The sequence below is a fragment of the Salinibacterium sp. NYA9b genome (genome assembly GCF_976973725.1).
This window is the reverse complement of record NZ_OZ333476.1, coordinates 2,655,325-2,674,224: the sequence shown is the minus strand read 5'-3', so window position 1 is coordinate 2,674,224 and position 18,900 is coordinate 2,655,325. Positions and strand designations below refer to the sequence as shown.

Annotated in this window: 15 protein-coding genes and 1 pseudogene; 14 read left to right on the top strand and 2 right to left on the bottom strand. The window is 61.8% G+C overall.

Going from position 1 to position 18,900, the window contains the following annotated elements:
* Positions 1–4: 4 nt before the first annotated feature.
* The 4 genes and pseudogenes from ACWFSR_RS12905 (at position 5) to ACWFSR_RS12890 (ending at position 3,267) form a co-directional block, all read left to right on the top strand.
* The gene (locus ACWFSR_RS12905) at positions 5–1,222 is read left to right on the top strand and encodes an MFS transporter (protein WP_447522550.1); all 1,218 of its coding nucleotides are present in this window, start codon (positions 5–7) and stop codon (positions 1,220–1,222) included.
* Between the two features lie 68 nt (positions 1,223–1,290).
* Positions 1,291–1,803, top strand: a pseudogene (locus ACWFSR_RS12900) (helicase-related protein); the annotation flags it as partial.
* A 177-nt stretch (positions 1,804–1,980) separates the two neighbouring features.
* Positions 1,981–2,829, top strand: a complete 849-nt coding sequence (locus ACWFSR_RS12895; RefSeq protein WP_447522549.1) for a hypothetical protein — start codon at positions 1,981–1,983, stop codon at positions 2,827–2,829.
* A gap of 24 nt (positions 2,830–2,853) precedes the next feature.
* A complete protein-coding gene (locus ACWFSR_RS12890) occupies positions 2,854–3,267 on the top strand; it encodes a PGPGW domain-containing protein (RefSeq protein ID WP_447522548.1) in 414 nt (137 codons plus the stop codon).
* A gap of 77 nt (positions 3,268–3,344) precedes the next feature.
* On the opposite strand, the gene ACWFSR_RS12885 is transcribed toward ACWFSR_RS12890, so the two are convergent.
* Positions 3,345–3,887, bottom strand: coding sequence for an NUDIX hydrolase (locus ACWFSR_RS12885; RefSeq protein ID WP_447522547.1), 543 nt, complete (start codon positions 3,885–3,887; stop codon positions 3,345–3,347).
* Positions 3,888–4,027: 140 nt separating this feature from the next.
* Between ACWFSR_RS12885 and kynA the strand changes: the two genes are divergently transcribed.
* From kynA to ACWFSR_RS12840, 9 genes are all read left to right on the top strand, one after another.
* On the top strand, positions 4,028–4,885 hold the full coding sequence (gene kynA / locus ACWFSR_RS12880) for a tryptophan 2,3-dioxygenase (protein ID WP_197155755.1): 858 nt from the start codon (positions 4,028–4,030) through the stop codon (positions 4,883–4,885).
* Entirely contained in the window at positions 4,882–6,063 is a 1,182-nt protein-coding gene (locus ACWFSR_RS12875; RefSeq protein ID WP_447522546.1) for an amidohydrolase family protein, read from the top strand. The genes kynA and ACWFSR_RS12875 overlap by 4 nt, the downstream gene beginning before the upstream one ends.
* On the top strand, positions 6,060–7,346 hold the full coding sequence (locus ACWFSR_RS12870) for a kynureninase (RefSeq protein WP_447522545.1): 1,287 nt from the start codon (positions 6,060–6,062) through the stop codon (positions 7,344–7,346). The genes ACWFSR_RS12875 and ACWFSR_RS12870 overlap by 4 nt, the downstream gene beginning before the upstream one ends.
* Before the next feature lie 5 nt (positions 7,347–7,351).
* Positions 7,352–8,170: a PaaX family transcriptional regulator gene (locus ACWFSR_RS12865; RefSeq protein WP_447522544.1), complete on the top strand. Its 819-nt coding sequence runs from the start codon at positions 7,352–7,354 to the stop codon at positions 8,168–8,170.
* 197 nt (positions 8,171–8,367) lie between these two features.
* A complete protein-coding gene (locus tag ACWFSR_RS12860; protein WP_447522543.1) occupies positions 8,368–12,627 on the top strand; it encodes an ExeM/NucH family extracellular endonuclease in 4,260 nt (1,419 codons plus the stop codon).
* A 168-nt stretch (positions 12,628–12,795) separates the two neighbouring features.
* Entirely contained in the window at positions 12,796–13,734 is a 939-nt protein-coding gene (gene cysK, locus ACWFSR_RS12855; RefSeq protein ID WP_197106602.1) for a cysteine synthase A, read from the top strand.
* A gap of 70 nt (positions 13,735–13,804) precedes the next feature.
* A complete protein-coding gene (cysE, locus tag ACWFSR_RS12850) occupies positions 13,805–14,374 on the top strand; it encodes a serine O-acetyltransferase (RefSeq protein WP_197122986.1) in 570 nt (189 codons plus the stop codon).
* A gap of 114 nt (positions 14,375–14,488) precedes the next feature.
* Positions 14,489–15,460: an ABC transporter ATP-binding protein gene (locus tag ACWFSR_RS12845; protein WP_197109384.1), complete on the top strand. Its 972-nt coding sequence runs from the start codon at positions 14,489–14,491 to the stop codon at positions 15,458–15,460.
* Positions 15,457–16,518, top strand: a complete 1,062-nt coding sequence (locus tag ACWFSR_RS12840; protein ID WP_197106599.1) for an ABC transporter permease — start codon at positions 15,457–15,459, stop codon at positions 16,516–16,518. The genes ACWFSR_RS12845 and ACWFSR_RS12840 overlap by 4 nt, the downstream gene beginning before the upstream one ends.
* A 19-nt stretch (positions 16,519–16,537) precedes the next feature.
* Here ACWFSR_RS12840 and ACWFSR_RS12835 read toward each other — a convergent pair whose 3' ends face one another.
* Entirely contained in the window at positions 16,538–17,251 is a 714-nt protein-coding gene (locus tag ACWFSR_RS12835) for a DUF981 domain-containing protein (RefSeq protein WP_231599634.1), read from the bottom strand.
* Positions 17,252–17,514: 263 nt separating this feature from the next.
* Here ACWFSR_RS12835 and ACWFSR_RS12830 point away from each other — a divergent pair, with 263 nt between their 5' ends.
* Positions 17,515–18,846, top strand: a complete 1,332-nt coding sequence (locus ACWFSR_RS12830; protein WP_447522542.1) for an ABC transporter substrate-binding protein — start codon at positions 17,515–17,517, stop codon at positions 18,844–18,846.
* Positions 18,847–18,900: the final 54 nt, after the last annotated feature.

The following is an 18,900-nucleotide window of genomic DNA, read 5'->3' as shown; positions in this document are numbered from 1 at the left end:
AGCTGTGATTGCAAAGGGAGGGTTGAACTCATCTCGTTTTTTGCTCTTCGGCTCGAGTCTAGGGTTCAGCCTTGCTGCCGACGGGCTGTGGTTCATATTGCTGTCTTGGCTAGCGAACCGCAACGGAACTGCTTTCCAAGCGTCACTGGTAATCGCTGCTGGGTCTCTGCCCCGCGCGGCGCTTATGCTTTTTGGCGGGACGCTCGTGGACCGAATTGGTGCCTTGCTGACGGCGAAAATCACGAATTTTGTTAGGCTCTTGATCCTGTCAGCCGTAACAATTCATGCCGTGGTGGGCGAGATCAGTATCCCTTTTCTTATGTTTTACGCCCTGGCGTTTGGCATCCTCGATGCAATTTATTTGCCTGCAGTTAATTCAATGCCTGCTGTGCTTGTGCCAAGTGTGGCCTTGCCTGCGGCTCAGGGGTTGGTGCAGACCATCGAGCGACTTTCGATGATCCTAGCTTCAGCATCGGCGGGGCTTCTACTGGCCGGAGCAGGAGTAGGAGGTACGGCAGGAGTAGGGGCGGCCGCGCTGTTAGTTTCGGTGATGCTCCTTCTCATGATCAGTAGTGAACCTGGGAATCACGAGTTTCGAGTTTTGCGCGAAGAGTCGATGAGGAAAGCGCTCTTGGCAGGCCTTCGACGTGTGGCAAAAGACCGAGTTGTTGGCCCTCTGCTAATTACTATTGGTACCTTGAACCTCGCGCTATCGGCGCCGATCAATATCGGAAGCCCACGCTTGGCACTTGACAATGGGTGGGGCGAGTCAGGGTTCGGATTCCTGCTAGCTGCCTTTGGCGTCGGGGCGGCAGCGGGGGCGCTCGTGATGATTTTCTGGCGCCCGGATCGAGCCGGCCTCTGGGGCGCTTCGTTCGCTGGGATAGGCGCGATTTTGGTTGGCGTTATCCCTTGGGCCTCCTCGCTAGCTCTTGCAGCGGGTCTGTTTGCGATGATTGGGTTGTGCGCGGGTCCGGCAGCGGCACTCCTTATCGGGCTTGTTCAAGTGCTAACTCCATCACAGTTTATGGGGCGAACGATGGCACTTCTCACCTTCGCGGCGCTAGGGTTAATACCTATTGGCTACACGGGCTTTGGGGCTTTGACTACGGCATTTGGCACTCAGGTTGCGTATTTGACTTTCGGCTCTCTCGAGCTCGCTGGGGCGCTCTTCGCATTGAGCGTACCGGAACTTCGGCGGGCATCGATCAAGTCCAAATAGCGGTCTCTGCGAGAGCTTGAGTGCGTGGTGTTAGAAGGTCTCGAGGCCGCCGAGATGAGAGAGATCTTCAGGCCTCTTCCACGATCGACCACAAGGTTCTGCTCATCGAACAGCGCGACAAGCGTGCGATCATCAAGCAGCTTTCCGCCGGCACGGGCAAGACTCTCGTCTTCACCCGCACGCGTGCCTTTGCTGAAGAGATGGCCGAATTCTTGAGCATGGGTGGAACCCCAGCCACGAGCCTTCACGGTGACCTCAACCAGTCGCGTCGTACCCGCAACCTGCAGATGCTCACGAGCGGCAAGGTCAACGTGCTTGTCGCGACAGACGTTGCAGCCCGCGGCATCCACGTAGATGACATCAGCCTCGTTATTCAGGCCGATGCCCCCGAGGAGTACAAGACGTACCTGCACCGCGCTGGCCGTACCGGTCGCGCAGGCAAGGCCGGAACTGTTGTCACGCTCATCCCGCGCAACCGTCGTCGCAAGATGGACGAACTCCTCGGCCGCGCCGAGATCGATGCAGAGTCGGTCGACGTAGCGCCTGGCGATTCGTTCGTCGACAAGCTGGCTGCGCTCTAACAAGCACCCCGCTCACTCGAGCACAAGAAAGCCCCGGATGCCCCACTCATGTGGTCGGCAGCCGGGGCTTTCTGCATGTGTCCGCTGTGGTTGACGGGCATGGCATCCCGTGGTTCTATGGAGCGCACGCGTTGTTGCGATTAAACCTCAAATAACAAGATTGTTGGGTAACCACAGATGAGTATTCGATCGCAACACACCTCTCGGATCGCGACTCCGGCGGGCGTTCTGCTCATCGCCGCCAGTTTTCTGCTGTCGTCATGCTCGACCGGCACTGTCGGGTTGGAATCTTCAGGCGTCGACATCGAGCCCTACGCCCACGTGACCGCCACCCTCGACTTCGAGGCGGGCACCGTTGTTCTGCCGGTGGATGCCATTAATCGGAATGCGCCGCAGGTCGATGAACTCCGGCGTGAAGCGTGGCAGGTGTTGACTGACGCGTGTCTTGCTGAGAGCGGGCTGCCTGGTTACAGCCGGTCAGAGACGGTGTCGAGCGAAGAGGATCGGCTCTTTGGGCTGTGGAGTGTTCCGCTCGCTCAGAAGTACGGTTTCGAGATTGCCGCCCTCATTGACCAGGTGCCCCCGACTCCGAGCGATGAGGAGCTGCGCTGCCTCGATGAATCTAAAGAAGAAATGAGAACACGCTTCAATCTGGATGACGGCTACTCCTTTGATGCGCAGGTCGCGGACGCTGCCTACGATGCCGCCTTCGCTTCGGAGCCAGGCCAAGCAGCGCTCGCTGCTGCCAAGGAGTGCATGGTTGAGCAGGGGCTCGAATTCGATGCCGAGTCACCTATGCCTCAGTTCGACTACGAGTCAGATGGCGACAGCGCCGAGAACCGACGAATCGCCGTGATCGAGGCCACCTGCAATGTTGAGACCGGCGCTATCCAGACGCTGTACGACCTCACTGCTCGCTACCAGTCGGCACTCATGGATGCGAACGAGGCCGAGGCCCAGGAAGCTGCTGAGGTTGTCGCGACGCGCATCGCCGGTTTCGAGGGCGTGATCTCAGCTAGCGAGTAGAGAACCCACTCGTAGAATCAGCCTATGAACCAGAAACGAACAGTCGCCGCGCGTGCAGGTGTGGCGGTAGGGCACGCGGCAAGTTCCGCCGCTCATGGAACGCGCGAGGCGATCCGCAAGAACCCCAAGGCAGACCGCGTCTATCGCACGACCGTTGGTGTTGTTGGCGGCACGACCGTCGCTCTTGGTGTGGTGCTCATCCCATTGCCCGGGCCGGGTTCCCTCGTAGCGATCGGTGGGCTCGCGCTTCTGGGCACCGAGTTTGAGATGGCGAAGAAAGCCAGTGGCAAAGCGAATGCCCTCGCCCGTAAGGCGCTTGCCACAGCCAACGAGAAGCGTAAACGGCGGGCAGCTGTGCGGGCTGCCGCCGATGCCGATGCCGATGCCGATGCCGATGCTGTTGCTGGCGTCGGCGACCACGACGCTTCCGGAGACTGAGCGCTCTCGTTCAGTGATCTCCGTGGCGTGTTCGAAGCGCTGCGGACACCGCAGTCACGGCTCTAATCGGCGCTTGGCTAGTTGGCGGCATCCGCCAAGACGGCTTTCAGTACAGCCCCAATTCTCGCGGGGAAGCTGTCGGGAGCATTCTCGGGGAGGGCGTTCGTGGCGAACCAGCGCACGTCTTCGCTTTCGTCGCTGGCTGCGAAGTCGACATCAGCGGCGGCAATGGCAACGAATCCCACATCCCAGTGTGCGGCGCAGGCGAAACCGCCGTGCAGCTCGTGCCGGTCAAGATCAACGATCGAGTCCGAGTGGAGGGCGAGGGCGGCAATGCCCGACTCCTCGCGAGCTTCGCGTAGTGCGGCATCCGCGACGGAAGCATCCTGCGGCTCAATGTGGCCACCGAACTGCACCCAAAACTGTCCTTTGCGGTGAAAGCACAACAGCACGCGCTCGAAGTCAGGCGAGAAGACGAAACAGGATGCCGTCACATGCTCGGGCCCACCATCGCGCTTGAGCGCATCCGACCCACCCGCCGTGACAAAGGAGAGGTAGGACTCGCGGGCGGGTGAAGCCGGGAGTGCGGCAAGGCTGGTCAGGAAGTCGTCGACGTTCACTTGGCCATTATCCGATACGAGGGTCTCGGCGTCGGAGTGGCGACCGCGGGAGACTTCATATGCACTCCTGCAGAGTAGTTGTGCAGAAACACGCGAACATAAGTGTGGCGGCCGTCGCAAAAGTGCAATAGGGTATCGGCATGTCTGATAACCACAGCGAACGTGCCCTGGAAGACGAGATTGTCACCGACTTTAGTAAGCGGATGTCGTACGGCTCGTATCTGGAACTCGACACGCTGCTGAGCGCGCAGACTCCGCAAAGCACCCCTGAGCATCACGACGAGATGTTGTTCATCATCCAGCATCAGACCACCGAGCTGTGGCTCAAGCTCGTGATCCACGAACTCACCTCGGCCCGCGATCTCATTGCGAGCGACAACCTCTCTATTGCGCTCAAGCGCATTGCACGCGTCAAGCACATCCAGCGCACCCTCACCGAGCAGTGGTCAGTGCTCGCAACGCTGACGCCGAGCGAGTATTCGCAGTTTCGCGACTACTTGGGCAGCTCATCCGGATTCCAGTCGTACCAGTACCGCGCTGTCGAGTTTTTGCTCGGCAACAAGAACGCCGGCATGCTGAAAGTGTTCGAATCGCAGCCTGAAGCCCACGCCCTGCTCAGCAAGCTGCTCGCCGAGCCCAGCGTCTACGACGAGTTCTTGCGTTACCTCAGCCGCCACGGCTACGAGATTCCCGATGCCGTACTCAATCGCGATGTCACGCGCGGCTATGAGCAAAATGACGAGCTCATCGACACTTTCCGCCACATCTACGACAACGAAAGCGAACACTGGCTCGCCTATGAAGCCTGCGAAGAGTTCGTCGACCTCGAAGACAACTTCCAACTGTGGCGTTTCCGCCACATGAAAACAGTCATGCGCATCATCGGCACGAAACGCGGCACCGGCGGCTCGAGCGGCGTCGGCTTTCTGCAGAAGGCACTCGACCTCACCTTCTTCCCTGAACTCTTTGCCGTGCGCACTGAGATCGGCCGCTCGTGACCGAACAACCGAACCCAGCTCCGCAGCTCCCTGCGGCGACCGGACCAACCACCGAGTCAGCGCTCACCGTCGACTACGCCGTCGACGGCTACTGGCTGCGTGAATGGCACGGCCCGGCCACAGTGCGGGTCAGCCCCCACGGCATTCGAGCGATAGCGGATGCCGCAATCCCGACCGCGGTGCGTCTTCCGGGAGTGCTGCTGCCGGGCTTTCGCGACGCGCACGTGCATCTCGGATTGACGGAGCCGCGCGCTCTCGTGGCTGGCGGCCTCGCGGCGGTCGACGATTTGGGTGGGCATCCTGAGCGTCTGCGCGAGTGGGCGATCGACGATGCGGTTCCCGCGCTGAACCACGCGGGCGCTTTCATTACCGCGCCTCATGCTTACCCGGCGAATCGTGCGTGGGCGGCGACGCTTGCGGTTGCTGAAGTGGAGACGGGTGAGCAGGCGATGGCGGCGGTCGCGCAGCAGCTCGCCGCTGGTGCGACCTTTGTGAAGGTTGCGCTGAATGCCGAGGATGGCCCGGTCATTGATGATGAAACCTTGTGCGCACTGGTGGAGTACGCGCACAGTCGCGGCGCCGAAGTTGTCGTTCATGTGCAGGGGCCAGGGCAAGCGCAGCGGGCGTTTTCTGCGGGGGCCGATCGCCTGGCGCACACACCGTGGACCGAGAAACTCAGTGACGCCCTGATTGCTGAAATGGCGCAGCCGAACTCCCGCTTTCTTGCCGGACGTCACTCGTGGATCAGCACCCTCGACATCCACGGCTATGGCCAGCGTGGTCGCGACTTCGAGACTGCGAGCGACAACCTGCGACGCTTTCACGCCGCGGGCGGCACCGTTCGTTACGGCACCGACATGGGCAATGGCGATCTTCCTCCCGGCCTCAACCAGCGCGAACTGACCGCACTGCAGGATGCCGGGGTGCGCTACGACGCCCTGTTGCGGGCGTTGTGCTTACCCGGTTTCGGCAGCACCGTGAGCTACTTGCCGACGGTGCCGACCGCGGATGCTGACCTCGCGTCGTGGCTCATGACCGCCACCGTGGTCACGGCCCGTGAGCTGCTTCACCCTGACTTTGCCGTGAGCGCGACCCGCGCGCACGCGGCTTGGCGCAGCGACAGCGCTGTTCCCACCGCAACAACCCCCATCCCGACCACATGGAGGATCGACCTATGACCGACACCCACGCGCCGACTGCTGCGCACGATGACGCGACGGCTGCGCCCACCGGAGCCAGCGCGCCACTCGACACGAGTGCCGAGGCCGCAGCAGCACTCGACGCCGCCGACCCGCTGAAGCAATACCCGGCCAAATTCGTGCGATCCGCTGAAGTGCGTGCCTACCTCGACGGCAACTCGCTCGGGCGACCCACCATCGCGAGTGCGGCCCGCCTCGCCGAGTTCGTTGACGAGCAGTGGGGCGGTCGTCTCATCCGTGGCTGGGATGAAGCGTGGTACGAACTGCCTCTCACCCTCGGCGATCGTCTCGGCGCTGCAACGCTCGGTGCTGCACCGGGCCAAACGTTCATCGGCGACTCGACCACGGTCGTGCTCTACAAACTGATTCGCGCCGGTCTGAGCGCTCGCCCCGAACGCAGCGAGATCGTGATCGACTCCGGCAACTTTCCGACCGATCGCTATCTGGTCGAGGGCATCGCGGCTGAGCTCGGCAAGACGCTGCGCTGGATCGATCCCGCCAGCGATGGGGGAGTCACCGCCGCCGAAGTAGAGGACGCGCTCAACGAGAACACGGCCCTTGTCGTGATCAGCCACGTCGCCTACCGCTCCGGCCACCTCGCCGATATGCCCGGCATCACCGCCCTCGCGCACGAGGCCGGAGCGCTCGTGCTCTGGGATCTCTGTCACTCCGCCGGCGTCGTTGAAACCGAACTCGATGCCTGGGGCGTCGACCTGGCTGCTGGATGCACGTATAAATACCTCAACGGAGGCCCGGGTTCCCCCGCCTTCGGCTACGTGCGCGCCGAGCACATCGAGGCCATGACGCAGCCGATCCAAGGGTGGATGGGCAGCAACAACCCCTTCGAAATGGGGCCAGGCTACGCACCGCACGAAGGCATCCGTCGCTTCATCAGTGGCACACCATCGGTCGTCGGCTCGCTCGCGATGCAAGACATGCTCGGCCTTATCGAAGAGGCGGGGATCCCCGCGATCCGCGCCAAGTCGGTCGCCCTCACCGAGTACGCGCTCGCGCTCGTTGACGAACTGCTCGTGCCGCTCGGCGTCACCGTCAGCTCGCCGCGGGATGCCGCCGAACGGGGCAGCCACGTCACGATCGACCACGAGAGCTTCGCCGCCGTGAATGCCGAACTCTGGAAACAGGGGATCATTCCTGACTTCCGCCGGCCTCACGGCATCCGCCTCGGGTTGTCGCCGCTCAGCACAACCTTCGCCGAAGTGCAGCTCGGCATCGAGGCCATTCACGCACAGCTCACCAAGTAACCGCCATGATTCTGGATGACTTCGACTCCCGCCCCGGGAGTGCAACAGCCCTGCTCCGCACCTTTGTGGGCTCGCAGCTGCGTCAGCTGGGTGGCTGGATCTCGTCGGCGCATCTCGTGCGCATCATGGAAGCGCTGGGAGTCTCTGCCAATGGCGCCCGCAGCGCGATCGCACGCGTTAAATCAAAGGGCCTACTGGTGCCTGAAATGGTCGACGGCCAACAGGGCTACCGAGTGAACGCGGATGCTGTGCCAATGCTCGAGAGTGGCGATCGCCGGGTCTTCAGCTTTCGCCAGCAGCGCGAAGATGACCCGTGGTGTCTGATCTCGTTTTCGATCCCCGAATCACGCCGCGATGAACGCCACCAGCTTCGTCGCAGGCTCGGCTGGATCGGGTGCGGCACCGTCGCCACCGGGCTCTGGATTTGCCCGGCGCACCTCAAACCAGAAGTGTTGCGCATTCTGGAACACCTCGAACTGAGGGAGTGCGCAACGCTGTTTATTGCGGGCCGGCCCGAGACGACTCAGTCGTTCGCGGATGCCGTAGCCCAGTGGTGGGATCTCGACCGCTTGCGTGAATTGCACGACAGTTTTCTCGCCCAGCACTCCGCCCTAGTGGGCCCGGCGTCGACCGATGCCGAAGCGTTCGCGTGCTATATCCATGCTCTCGATCAGTGGCGTGTGATCCCGTACGTCGATCCGGGGTTGCCGGATTCTGCGTTGCCCGAGGATTGGCCGGGGCGGGCAAGCGTCGATCTTTTCGGTCGCCTTTCGCGTTCGTTGGCGGCGCGGGCGCACGCTTTTGTGCGCAATTCGGCCCAGTAACGGCGTCGCAGACCGACGCACGGAGCGGGTAGCTGGCCGAGTCGCGAGGCCGCACGCTTCGCACAATAACAACGGGTTACGCGCACATGAGCAATTCGTTTAAAACCTTGGAATGAGCTGTGGGCAGGGCTATCGTCTGACATACCCCCATTGGGGGTAGACCGTTGATTTCACAATTCATAAGGGGACTGCCCGCTATGTATCCACGAAGCAGCAGGCCAACGCGGCTCACGATCGGGGCTCTTGCCACGTCGTGCGCCATCGCGTTGACCGCGATCACCGCTCCGGCCGCCCTAGCGGCCGAAGCAACAGCAACTATTGCCGACGTTCAAGGCACTTCAGCCTCGAGCACCATGGTCGGCACCACCGTCACCGTCGAGGGTGTTGTCACCGCTGACTACCGTGGGGCCTCCGGCTACCGTGGCATTGTCATCCAGACTCCCGGATCGGGTGGGGCGAGCGATGCTACGCCCGGCGCCTCCGACGGAATCTTCATCTTCCTGGGCAGTGCGAACCCCGCAGTGTCAATCGGAGACAAGGTCACCGCAACCGGCCCCGTCGCTGAATACTTCGGACTGACCCAGCTCGGTTCGGGCACGGCCGTCGAACTCGTGACGTCGGCCGCCGACCTTGACCCGGCTGACCGTGTTGAGGCATCCGCCCTCGATGCGGGCGTTGTTGGTGCCGACCGGGAGCCTCTCGAGTCGATGCTCGTTGCTCCCACGGGCGACTACCTCGTGAGCTCCAGCCACCAGCTCTACAACTTCGGCACCCTCTGGCTCAGCCCAGAAGAGCTCGCCGTCAAGAGCACCGAGACCACGGATGCCGGAGCCGACGCCGCCGCGATCGCCGCTGCTAACCGTGCCAGCCGCATCTTCCTCGATGATGGCTACAGCATCCAAATCTCTAACGGTTCTCACCCCGGTGAGCAGCCGTATTTCTCAGCAGACACTGTTGTGCGCAACGGTGACACTGTGGAGTTCCCGGCGAACCCTTACGTTCTGAGCTACGGCTTCGATGACTGGCGTTTGCAGCCGACCATCGCGATCAACGATGCGAGCCCGGCGGAGTACCTGCCCACGTTCGAGTCGACGAATCCGCGGGAAGATTCAGCCCCCGTTGTCGGCGGAGACTTTAAGGTCTCAGCCTTCAACGTCTACAACTACTTCACGACACTGACGAGTGAAGACTCGGATGCTCGTGGTGCAGACACCGCTGAAGAGTTCGCTATCCAGCAGTCGAAGATCGTTGCCGCTATCAACTCGCTCGATGCGGATGTTGTGGGTCTCATGGAGATCGAAAACTCCATCAAGTTGGGTGGCGACCTTGACGAAGCACTCATGGATCTCGTCGGTGCTCTCAATGCCGCCGCCGGCGCCGGAACGTGGGACTACGTTCGCACGCCAGCAGACCTGAACGATGCAGCCATCACTGACTTCATCACGAACGCGATCATCTTCAAGCCAGCAGCAGCCACTCCGGTTGGCGACAGCTTCACTGCTGTTGACGAGTCGGTCTGGGACATCGCGCGTGAACCGATCGCTCAAACCTTTGAGTCGAACGGTGAGCTCATCACGGTTATCGCTAACCACTTCAAGTCAAAGGGCGGTTCGGGAACCGAGCCGACTGACGGCCAGGGTTTCTTCAACACTGAGCGTGTGGAGCAGGCCAACGCTGTCAAGACCCTCGTTGACTCGATCTCGGCCGATGAAGCAAAGAGCGACAAGGTCGTTCTCGTCGGTGACTTCAACGCCTACTCCGAAGAAGACCCGATTCAGGTCTTCACCGAAGCTGGATTTGTCGACACCCTCGCCGCTGAAGGCGACAACGAGTACACCTACACCTTCGATGGTGAACTGGGATCGCTCGACCACATCATCGTCTCGCCCTCGCTCGCCGAGCACGTGACCGATGCTGCCGTCTGGAACATCAACTCGCCCGAGTGGGGCGATCGCGGCTACGCCTTCGGAGCAACCGAAGCGGGAAGCGTGTTCCGGTCGAGCGACCACGACCCGATCAGCATTGGCCTCAGCACTGAGGCTGCGCCGGTCGAGATCGAGATCCTCACCACGAACGACTTCCACGGTCGTATCGAGGCAGACCGTGGCATCCCCGGTGCAGCTCAGCTCGGCGGAATGGTGAACTACTGGGAAGCCATGAACCCCAACACCACGTTCGTTGGTGCCGGTGACTTCGTCGGAGCCACCACGTTCACCTCGTTCATCCAGAACGACCAGCCCACGATCGACGTGCTCAACGAAATCGGACTCGACACGAGTTCCTTCGGTAACCACGAATTCGATCAGGGTCGTGCCGATGTTGACGACCGCATCCTAGATGCTGCCGATTGGCCCTACCTCGCCGCGAACCTCTACGACCGGGACACCAACGCTCCGGCCTACGACGAGTACTTCTTGCAGGAGTTCGACGGCGTGACCGTCGGATTCATCGGTGCTGTTACTGAAGATCTGAACGAGTTGGTCAGCCCCGCTGGCATCGAGTCGCTCGAGATCCGCAGCATCGTGACCGAGGTTGACCGTGTTGCGGACTACCTCACCGATGGAAGTGACGCCAACGGCGAAGCAGACGTTCTCGTTCTGCTCGTTCACGAAGGTGCGGCATCCACCGACATCGCAGCATCGACCGACGACTCGGCCTTTGGCCAGATCGTCATGGGCCTGAGCCCGAAGGTCGAAGCGATCGTGTCGGGTCACACTCACCTCGCGTACGACCACGAGGTCACCGTTCCTGGCATGGACCGCCCGCGTTTGGTGGTTTCGGCCGGACAGTACGGTGCCAACTACGGCCACTTCGACCTCAATGTCGACCCGGCAACGAAGGAGATCATCGACTTCGAGGCTGAGGTTCTGCCGATTGAGGGCTTCGAGCCAGATGCCGCTGTTCAGGCGATTGTCGACGAGGCTACCGCAGCGGCCGCCGAGCTCGGCAACGCTAAGGTCGGAGAAATTTCCGACAGCATGTACCGCGCGGTGCAGACTCCGGTTGATGGAACTCCGTTCCCCGAGAACCGTGGTGGCGAGTCGACCATCGGCAACTTCGTAGCCGACGTTCAACTGTGGGCAGCTTCCGATTCAGGTGCCGAGATTGCGTTCATGAACCCGGGTGGTTTGCGCACGGACCTCGTCTACGAAGCATCAGGTGCTGGCGACGGTGACGGTGAAGTGACGTACCGCGAGGCTGCGAACGTGCAGCCCTTCGGCAACACGCTCACGACGATGTCGCTGACCGGTGCTCAGATCAAGTCAGTTCTCGAAGAGCAGTGGCAGCCCGAGGGTGCGCAGCGTCCGTTCCTCAAGCTCGGAGTTTCGGAAGGGTTGACGTACTCGTACGACCCCACCGCGGCTCAGGGTGAGCGAGTAACCGCGATGTACCTCAACGGTGTTCCGGTGGATGTTGCAGCCAGCTACACGGTGGTTGCTAACTCCTTCCTCGCGGCCGGTGGCGACAACTTCGCTACTCTCGCCGAGGGAACCGATCGCGCCGACAGCGGCCGCGTCGACCTGCAGTCCATGGTCGAGTGGTTCGAAGAGAACACGATCGCTGACCCGCCGCTCGAACAGCGCGCCATTGGTGCTGTTGTTTCAGCTCCGGATGCCGACGGCTACAACCCCGGAGATGACGTCACGCTCGACCTCTCGTCGCTCACCTTCAGCCGCGGCGGCTCAGACGCCACCACGGTCGAGGTTTCGGTTGATGGAGACGTGCTCGGTTCGGCAACGATCGACCGCACCATCGTCGACACCACGGATGAGCAGGGCCGCGCTAGCGTGACCGTTACGATCCCCGCCGGCGCACCTTCGGGCACGCTCGCGCTGACCGTCATGGTTGCGGGAACCGACACTGCGGTCGTAGTGCCCATCGAGGTCGCGACAACTGCTGAAGCCATCGAGAACACGAAGGCACCGAGCATCCGCGGCAAGGTCGAGGTTGGCAAGACAGTCAAGGCCGTGCACGGTAACTGGAGTGTGGCTTCGGCCGACTACAGCTACCAGTGGCTGCGCGACGGTGCACCGATCGCTGATGCGACCGACAGCCGGTACCGCATCACGACCGACGACATCGGAACCGAGCTGAGCGTGCAGGTCACGGCCAGCAAGGATGGTTACTCGGATGGTGTTGCAGAATCGGACGCACAATCGGTGGAGAAGATCTCCTCGAGTGTTCGCTCGAGTCTCTCCTCCTGGTTCGTGTGGGGCAACCGCTCCGTCACGGCGGATGCCAGCGTCTCGGTCGGCAAGGATGGCACGACCGCAGGCGAGGTGACCTTCTACGACGGTCGCACCGCCGTCGGCACGAGCACGGTAGACAAGCGCGGCAATGCCTCGCTGAAGCTGCCGAAGCTCAGCCGCGGCATCCACTGGATCTCGGTCGAATACTCCGGTAACGACCTCGTGGAGTCCAGCACTAGCTGGCCGCGACTGGTCTTCGTCTTCTAGGCGAAAGCTGGCAGCTAGCTGCATAACGCGAAGAGGGTCCCGCACAACGCGGGGCCCTCTTTTCGTACTTTTACCCAGATTGATGAAATAAATTTGGCCTGCTGATTGCTACTAACTATGGTGAGCAAGCTCCCATCGATCTCCAACCTGCAAAGGAACCCCTGAATCATGGCTAGTCGTATCTATAAGAACATCACCGAACTTGTCGGTAACACCCCGTTGGTTCAGCTCAACTCCGTCACAGACGGTGCTGGCGCTACGGTGCTGGCGAAGCTCGAATTCCAGAACCCCTCGGCCAGTGTGAAGGACCGCATCGGTGTTGCGATCATCGACGCCGCTGAGAAGGCCGGGGCCCTGAAGCCCGGCGGAACCATCGTTGAGGGCACCAGTGGCAACACCGGCATCGCCCTCGCCATGGTCGGTGCAGCCCGCGGCTACCGCGTTGTGCTCACCATGCCGGAGAGCATGAGCAAGGAACGCCGCATGTTGCTTCGCGCGTTCGGTGCAGAACTCGTCTTGACCCCTGCCGGCGAAGGAATGCGTGGCGCCGTTGAGAAGGCTGCCGAAATCGTTGCTGCCACTGAAGGCGCCGTTGCCGCACAGCAGTTCGCTAACGCTGCAAACCCCGCTATTCACCGTGCAACCACGGGCCCAGAAATCTGGAATGACACCGACGGTGCCGTCGACATCTTCGTTGCGGGAATCGGAACCGGTGGAACGATCACGGGTGCTGGCGGTTACCTCAAGGAACAGAACCCTGAGATCAAGGTTGTCGCTGTTGAGCCCGAAGAGTCCGCGATCCTCAATGGTGGAGCTCCTGGCCCCCACAAGATTCAGGGAATCGGCGCCAACTTTGTGCCTGAGATTCTCGACCGCGATGTCTACGACGAGGTTCTCGACGTCAACATCACTCAGTCGGTCACGATGGCTCGTCGCCTCGCTGCTGAAGAGGGAATCCTCGCTGGCATCTCCTCGGGAGCAACCGTTCACGCGGCTCTCGAATTGGCCAAGCGCCCCGAGAACGCGGGAAAGACCATCGTTGTCATCATTGCGAGCTTCGGCGAGCGTTACCTGTCGACGCTTCTCTACGAAGACCTCGTCGACTAGGGGCTTGTCGACTAAGACCGAGTCACCTCAACTCAACGCCGCTAACCACCACTAACGACGGATCCCTCTATTGTTTGCTCGAACTCGTGAAGACATCGCTGCCGTGCGCGAACGCGACCCCGCAGCCCGTGGTGCCTTCGAGATTTGGCTGACCTATTCGGGGATGCACGCCGTGTGGGGTTACCGCTTTAGTCACTGGCTGTGGACTGCGCGGGCATTTTTTCTTGCCCGCGTGGTCTCCCAGTTCGTTCGCTTCTTGACCGGCGTTGAGATTCACCCTGGCGCGCAACTTGGTCGCCGCGTCATCATCGATCACGGCTCCGGAGTCGTCATTGGCGAGACCGCCATCGTGGGCGACGACGTCTTGATTTACCATGGCGTCACACTGGGCGGCACAAGCTCACAGGGCGGCAAACGTCACCCCACGCTCGGCAACGACATTGTCGTGGGCGCTGGGGCTGCCGTTCTTGGCGACATCACGATCGGCTCTGGCTCGGTCGTCGGTGCTGGTGCCGTAGTGGTGGCGGATGCTCCCGCCGATTCTCTTCTCGTCGGGGCTCCCGCCGTGGCGCGCCCCAAGGGCCGCACTAAGGCCCCCAAAGACGGCTTCAACTACATCGATCCGGCCATCTACATCTAGTCACTCGCGCTCGGCAGAGAGCCACTCGCGTTCAGGCGGCCTCACGTAGTGCCCCCTGAGCGCACCGTTCTCCCTGCACCCCCAGGGTCGGTTTCGTCAGTTATGCTCAGCATTATGACGTCAGTTGAGGCAGCGCCCATCGAGCCCGAACGAAGCGAACTAGCGCCCGGCGGGATCGTCGTCGAAAATGTCGCACGATCGTTTGGCGAAGTCCATGCGGTGCGCGACGCCAGTTTCGTCGCGACTCCCGGAACCGTCACCGGCCTCATCGGGCCCAATGGTTCCGGCAAGACCACGCTCATGCTCATGCTGGCATCCCTGCTTCAACCGGATGCCGGCAGCATCCGCATTGCCGGTCACGATCCCGTCACCGAGACGGCAGCGGTCCGCTCGCAGCTCGGATGGATGCCTGATGTGCTCGGTTCGTGGCCCACGCTCAGCGTGCGCGATACTCTCAGCTACACCGCGCGCATGTACGCGATGGATAAGGCGGCCGCGGCCGCACGCGCAAGCGAACTCATTGCGCTCGTCGACCTCACCGAGCTTGCCGACAGCCCCACTCGCGTTCTTTCGCGCGGGCAGAAGCAGCGCCTGAGCCTTGCTCGCGCGCTCGTGCACGACCCCAGCGTGCTGCTGCTCGATGAACCCGCCTCGGGCCTCGATCCGGTTGCCCGCGGTCATTTGCGCACGCTTGTTCGCCGACTTGCTTCCGAAGGAAAAACGCTCCTCGTCTCCAGCCACGTGCTCTCTGAGCTCGACGAAATGGCCGATGGCGCGGTGTACCTGTCGAAGGGCGTCACGGCGTCCGCGGAGGCCTTGGCGCGCAGCCGCGCCACTGCTCGTCCCTGGCGCATCCGCTCGAGCGACGTCGTGGCCCTGCGCGCGGCACTCGTCGCGGAGGGCATCGAGGAGGCTGCGATAGCGACCGATCGCACGGAACTCCTTGTTGCGCTTGAGGGGGAGGCTGCGGCATCCACGCTGCTTGCTCGACTGGTGGGCGCTGGCATTGCGATCAGCACTTTTGCCCCGGCGGTGGGCGACCTCGAACATGCCTTTATCGACCTGAGCTCGGAGGAAAGCAAATGAGCGCGTTCTTCGCCGGTGTCGGAGTAATTCTTTCGCTCGAACTGCGCCAGCGCGTGCGCACTACGAGCTGGTACATCTTGCTCGGTGTCTTCGTAGCGCTGATCCTCATGGTGACGGTGCTGTTGTCATTCGCGCTGAATGGTTTTGGCACTGACGACAATGGTGCTGCCGGGGTCTACTCCACCGTCATCTACTTCGTGCTGCTGCTCGGTACACTGGTGGCGCCCGCCCTGAGCGGCAACGCCATCAATGGCGACCGGGATGCCGGAACCCTGGCAACCACGCAAGTGACGCTCATCACAACCGGCCAACTGATCGTTGGCAAGTTTCTCTCGGCGTGGATCACGGCGCTCGCGTTTTTGGTGGCCGCTATTCCGTTCCTCGTTTATGCGGCTATCGCCGGCCAGCTTCCGGTGAGCACTATCGTCGTGTCGATCGTGGTGCTCGCGCTTGAACTGGGCGTCGTTGCTGCGGTCGGGGTGGGGCTTTCGGGCCTCATGTCGCGCCCGCTGTTCTCCATCGTGGTGACCTACTTGGTGGTCGCTGCTCTCAGCGTCGGCACCATCATCGCGTTCACTCTTGGGGGGCTGGCGCTGCAGACGACGGCAACTCAGACCTCAAGCTACGCGCTTGAATACGACAGCGCCGGAGCGCCGACGGCGTGCTCGGCGCCCGAAGAGTATGAGTACCAGACGCCACGCTTCGATCTGTTCTGGGGCGCATTGGCGGCAAACCCGTACGTGATTCTGGCGGATGCCGTGCCGACAGCGTACGACTCGAACGATCAACCGACCGACCTCTTCGGCTACTTCAAACTGTCGACTCGTATGGCCCAACTTCCGCAGGACGCGGGGTACAGCTACGGCGAGTGCGTCGTTGGTGAGAGTGAGCAATACCCGGACGTCCCGAGTGCTCGCAGCGTGATCGAATCCACGACTCCGAGCTGGGCTGTGGGGTTAGCGATTCACCTCGTCCTTGCGGGGGCGTTGCTTGCTGGGGCCTGGGCTCGCACCAAGACCCCAGCGGCAAAGCTAAGTCGCGGCAGCCGCATCGCTTAGGGAGACGGCTTTCGCGGCGTTAGCCCATCGTGTTGACGATGAGCCCAATGTGAGTGAAGAAGTTGAGTGCGCCGAAGAGGAGGAACGCGGTGCCGCCGAGAGCGAGAGCGACCCCGGTAACCCACTGAACCTTGGTCGGCGTGCTGCGAACCGCAAAGCTGCGGGTGGCGAACGGGAAGAGCAGCGCTCCGAGGCCTACGAGCGCGAAGAGGCCTGACATGAAGATCGCTTCGACCCAGGGCCATTCGGCGAAGGCGCCAGAGATGGGCTCCTCGGGAGGGGCGGCGAAGAGCTGGAAGATGACTCCGGCGAAAGCAATCGCGATGAGAGCGAGGCCGAGACCGAAGATGAGCACGCCAAGGGGTTCAGCAGTACGGGCGACGGCGCGGGCGGCATCCTTGGATTCTTCGAGCACGGATGCGCGGCGCCAGAGCACGAAGCTCGCGGCGAGCAGCAGCACGCCGAAGGCCAGGCTCGGCTCGCCGAAGATGATGTTGTCGAAGGGGAAGTAGGCCGCGAAGGGCCAGGTCAGCGTCATGTGTGCGCCCGTGACGGTGAGGATCAGGCCCAGCACTCCGAAGTTCACGGCGTGACCGCGGAACTCCACGTCAGCTCCCGCCATGAGCTTGCGAGCAAACAACACGAGACTGAGCAGTCCCGCACCCGCGGCCACCGCCATGATCGTGTTGTAGGTGGGCATTTGTGTCCAGTCGATGACTAATCCTTGATCCATCTCGTCAGTCAACACCCCGCGGCAGCGATACTCAAATTTGCCTAAATCGCGTATAGCTGCGCCGAGATGGCGCACGGTCATGTCTCATTCGTGTTGCGGTAGACAACTCAGTTGCGCAAGCGCTTGCACAAACCGTTGATCGTCACCTAGCGTGAGTCATGAACACGCTCTCTTGAGCTGCAATGAGTGAGCGAGTTCAGAGCTGCAGTTGTTCCCCCGCATACTGCTCGGTCTGCGGGCAAACCTCGACGAGGAGGATTTGTATGATTTCCCACAACTTTCGACGGGCCATGCTGCCCATCGCCACTCTTGGCGTCGCAAGCATGGTTCTTACGGGCTGCGCCTCCGGTTCCGGTGGCACGGGTGGCCCCGGCGATTCTGGTGAAGCGGATGGCGTAGTCACCATCTACGGCACCATCGCTGACACTGAGGCTGAACTTCTCGAAGAATCCTGGGCGGACTGGGAAGAAGCGAATGACATCGACATTCAGTACGAATCGAGCAAAGAGTTCGAAGCGCAGATCAGCATCCGCGCTCAGGGCGGCAACGCACCTGACATCGCAATCTTCCCGCAGCCAGGTCTTCTCGCCGACCTCGCTTCGCGCGAGTACATTCAGCCGGCGCCCGAGAGCGTTCAGGCCAATGTCGACGAGTACTGGTCTGCAGACTGGGCCGCGTATGCGACCACCGGTGACACCCTCTACGGTGCGCCGCTTATGGCCAGCGTCAAGGGCTTCGTCTGGTACTCGCCTTCGCAATTCGAGGAGTGGGGCGTCGAAGTTCCCGAGACCTGGGACGAACTGCTCACGCTCACCCAGACGATCGCCGACGAAACCGGAACCGCACCCTGGTGTGCCGGGTTCGGTTCGGATGCCGCAACCGGTTGGCCAGGAACGGACTGGGTAGAAGACCTCGTGCTTCGCGAAGCGGGACCAGACGTCTACGACCAGTGGGTCTCTCACGAGATTCCGTTCAGCGATCCTGCGATCGTCTCGGCGTTCGACTCCGTCGGGGACATTCTCCTCAACCCTGAGTTCGTGAATGCTGGATTCGGCGACGTGAAGTCAATCAACTCCACGCCGTTCGGTGACCCGGCTCGCGCGCTCGGCGACGGCACGTGTGCCCTCCACCACCAGGCATCCTTCTTCGACGGGTTCATTCAGGACCCCAAGAACGGAAACGCTACGGTCGGACCGGATGCTGACATCTGGGCCTTCGTGACGCCGTCTGCTGAAGCGGGTGGCAACGCAGTCACCGGTGGTGGCGAGATTGTCGGAGCCTTCTCCAACGATGAAGACACGATCGCTGTGCAGGAATACCTGTCGAGCGCGGAGTGGGCGAACTCTCGCGTGAAGCTGGGCGGTGTCATTAGCGCTAACAATGGCCTTGACCCGGCAAGCGCGAGCAGCCCCATCCTGCAGGAAGCCATCACGATTCTGCAGGACCCCGACACCACGTTCCGCTTCGATGCTTCCGACCTCATGCCGGGTGTTGTTGGCGCTGGATCGTTCTGGACCGGAATGGTCGACTGGGTCAACGGCAAGTCAACAGAAGACGTGCTCTCGACCATCGACGCATCATGGCCGTCTGAGTAACATCGTTCAACGGTGAGCGTGGGCTGGACCCTTGTGCTTCCAGCCCACGCTTAC

Excerpts from the sequence above, each read along its gene's own strand:
- ACWFSR_RS12895 (WP_447522549.1), top strand. The coding sequence starts at position 1,981 with ATGAGTATTCGATCGCAACACACCTCTCGGATCGCGACTCCGGCGGGC.
- ACWFSR_RS12890 (WP_447522548.1), top strand. The coding sequence starts at position 2,854 with ATGAACCAGAAACGAACAGTCGCCGCGCGTGCAGGTGTGGCGGTAGGG.
- kynA (WP_197155755.1), top strand. The coding sequence starts at position 4,028 with ATGTCTGATAACCACAGCGAACGTGCCCTGGAAGACGAGATTGTCACC.
- ACWFSR_RS12870 (WP_447522545.1), top strand. The coding sequence starts at position 6,060 with ATGACCGACACCCACGCGCCGACTGCTGCGCACGATGACGCGACGGCT.
- ACWFSR_RS12865 (WP_447522544.1), top strand. The coding sequence starts at position 7,352 with ATGATTCTGGATGACTTCGACTCCCGCCCCGGGAGTGCAACAGCCCTG.
- ACWFSR_RS12860 (WP_447522543.1), top strand. The coding sequence starts at position 8,368 with ATGTATCCACGAAGCAGCAGGCCAACGCGGCTCACGATCGGGGCTCTT.
- cysK (WP_197106602.1), top strand. The coding sequence starts at position 12,796 with ATGGCTAGTCGTATCTATAAGAACATCACCGAACTTGTCGGTAACACC.
- ACWFSR_RS12845 (WP_197109384.1), top strand. The coding sequence starts at position 14,489 with ATGACGTCAGTTGAGGCAGCGCCCATCGAGCCCGAACGAAGCGAACTA.
- ACWFSR_RS12840 (WP_197106599.1), top strand. The coding sequence starts at position 15,457 with ATGAGCGCGTTCTTCGCCGGTGTCGGAGTAATTCTTTCGCTCGAACTG.
- ACWFSR_RS12835 (WP_231599634.1), bottom strand. The coding sequence starts at position 17,251 with ATGGATCAAGGATTAGTCATCGACTGGACACAAATGCCCACCTACAAC.
- ACWFSR_RS12830 (WP_447522542.1), top strand. The coding sequence starts at position 17,515 with ATGATTTCCCACAACTTTCGACGGGCCATGCTGCCCATCGCCACTCTT.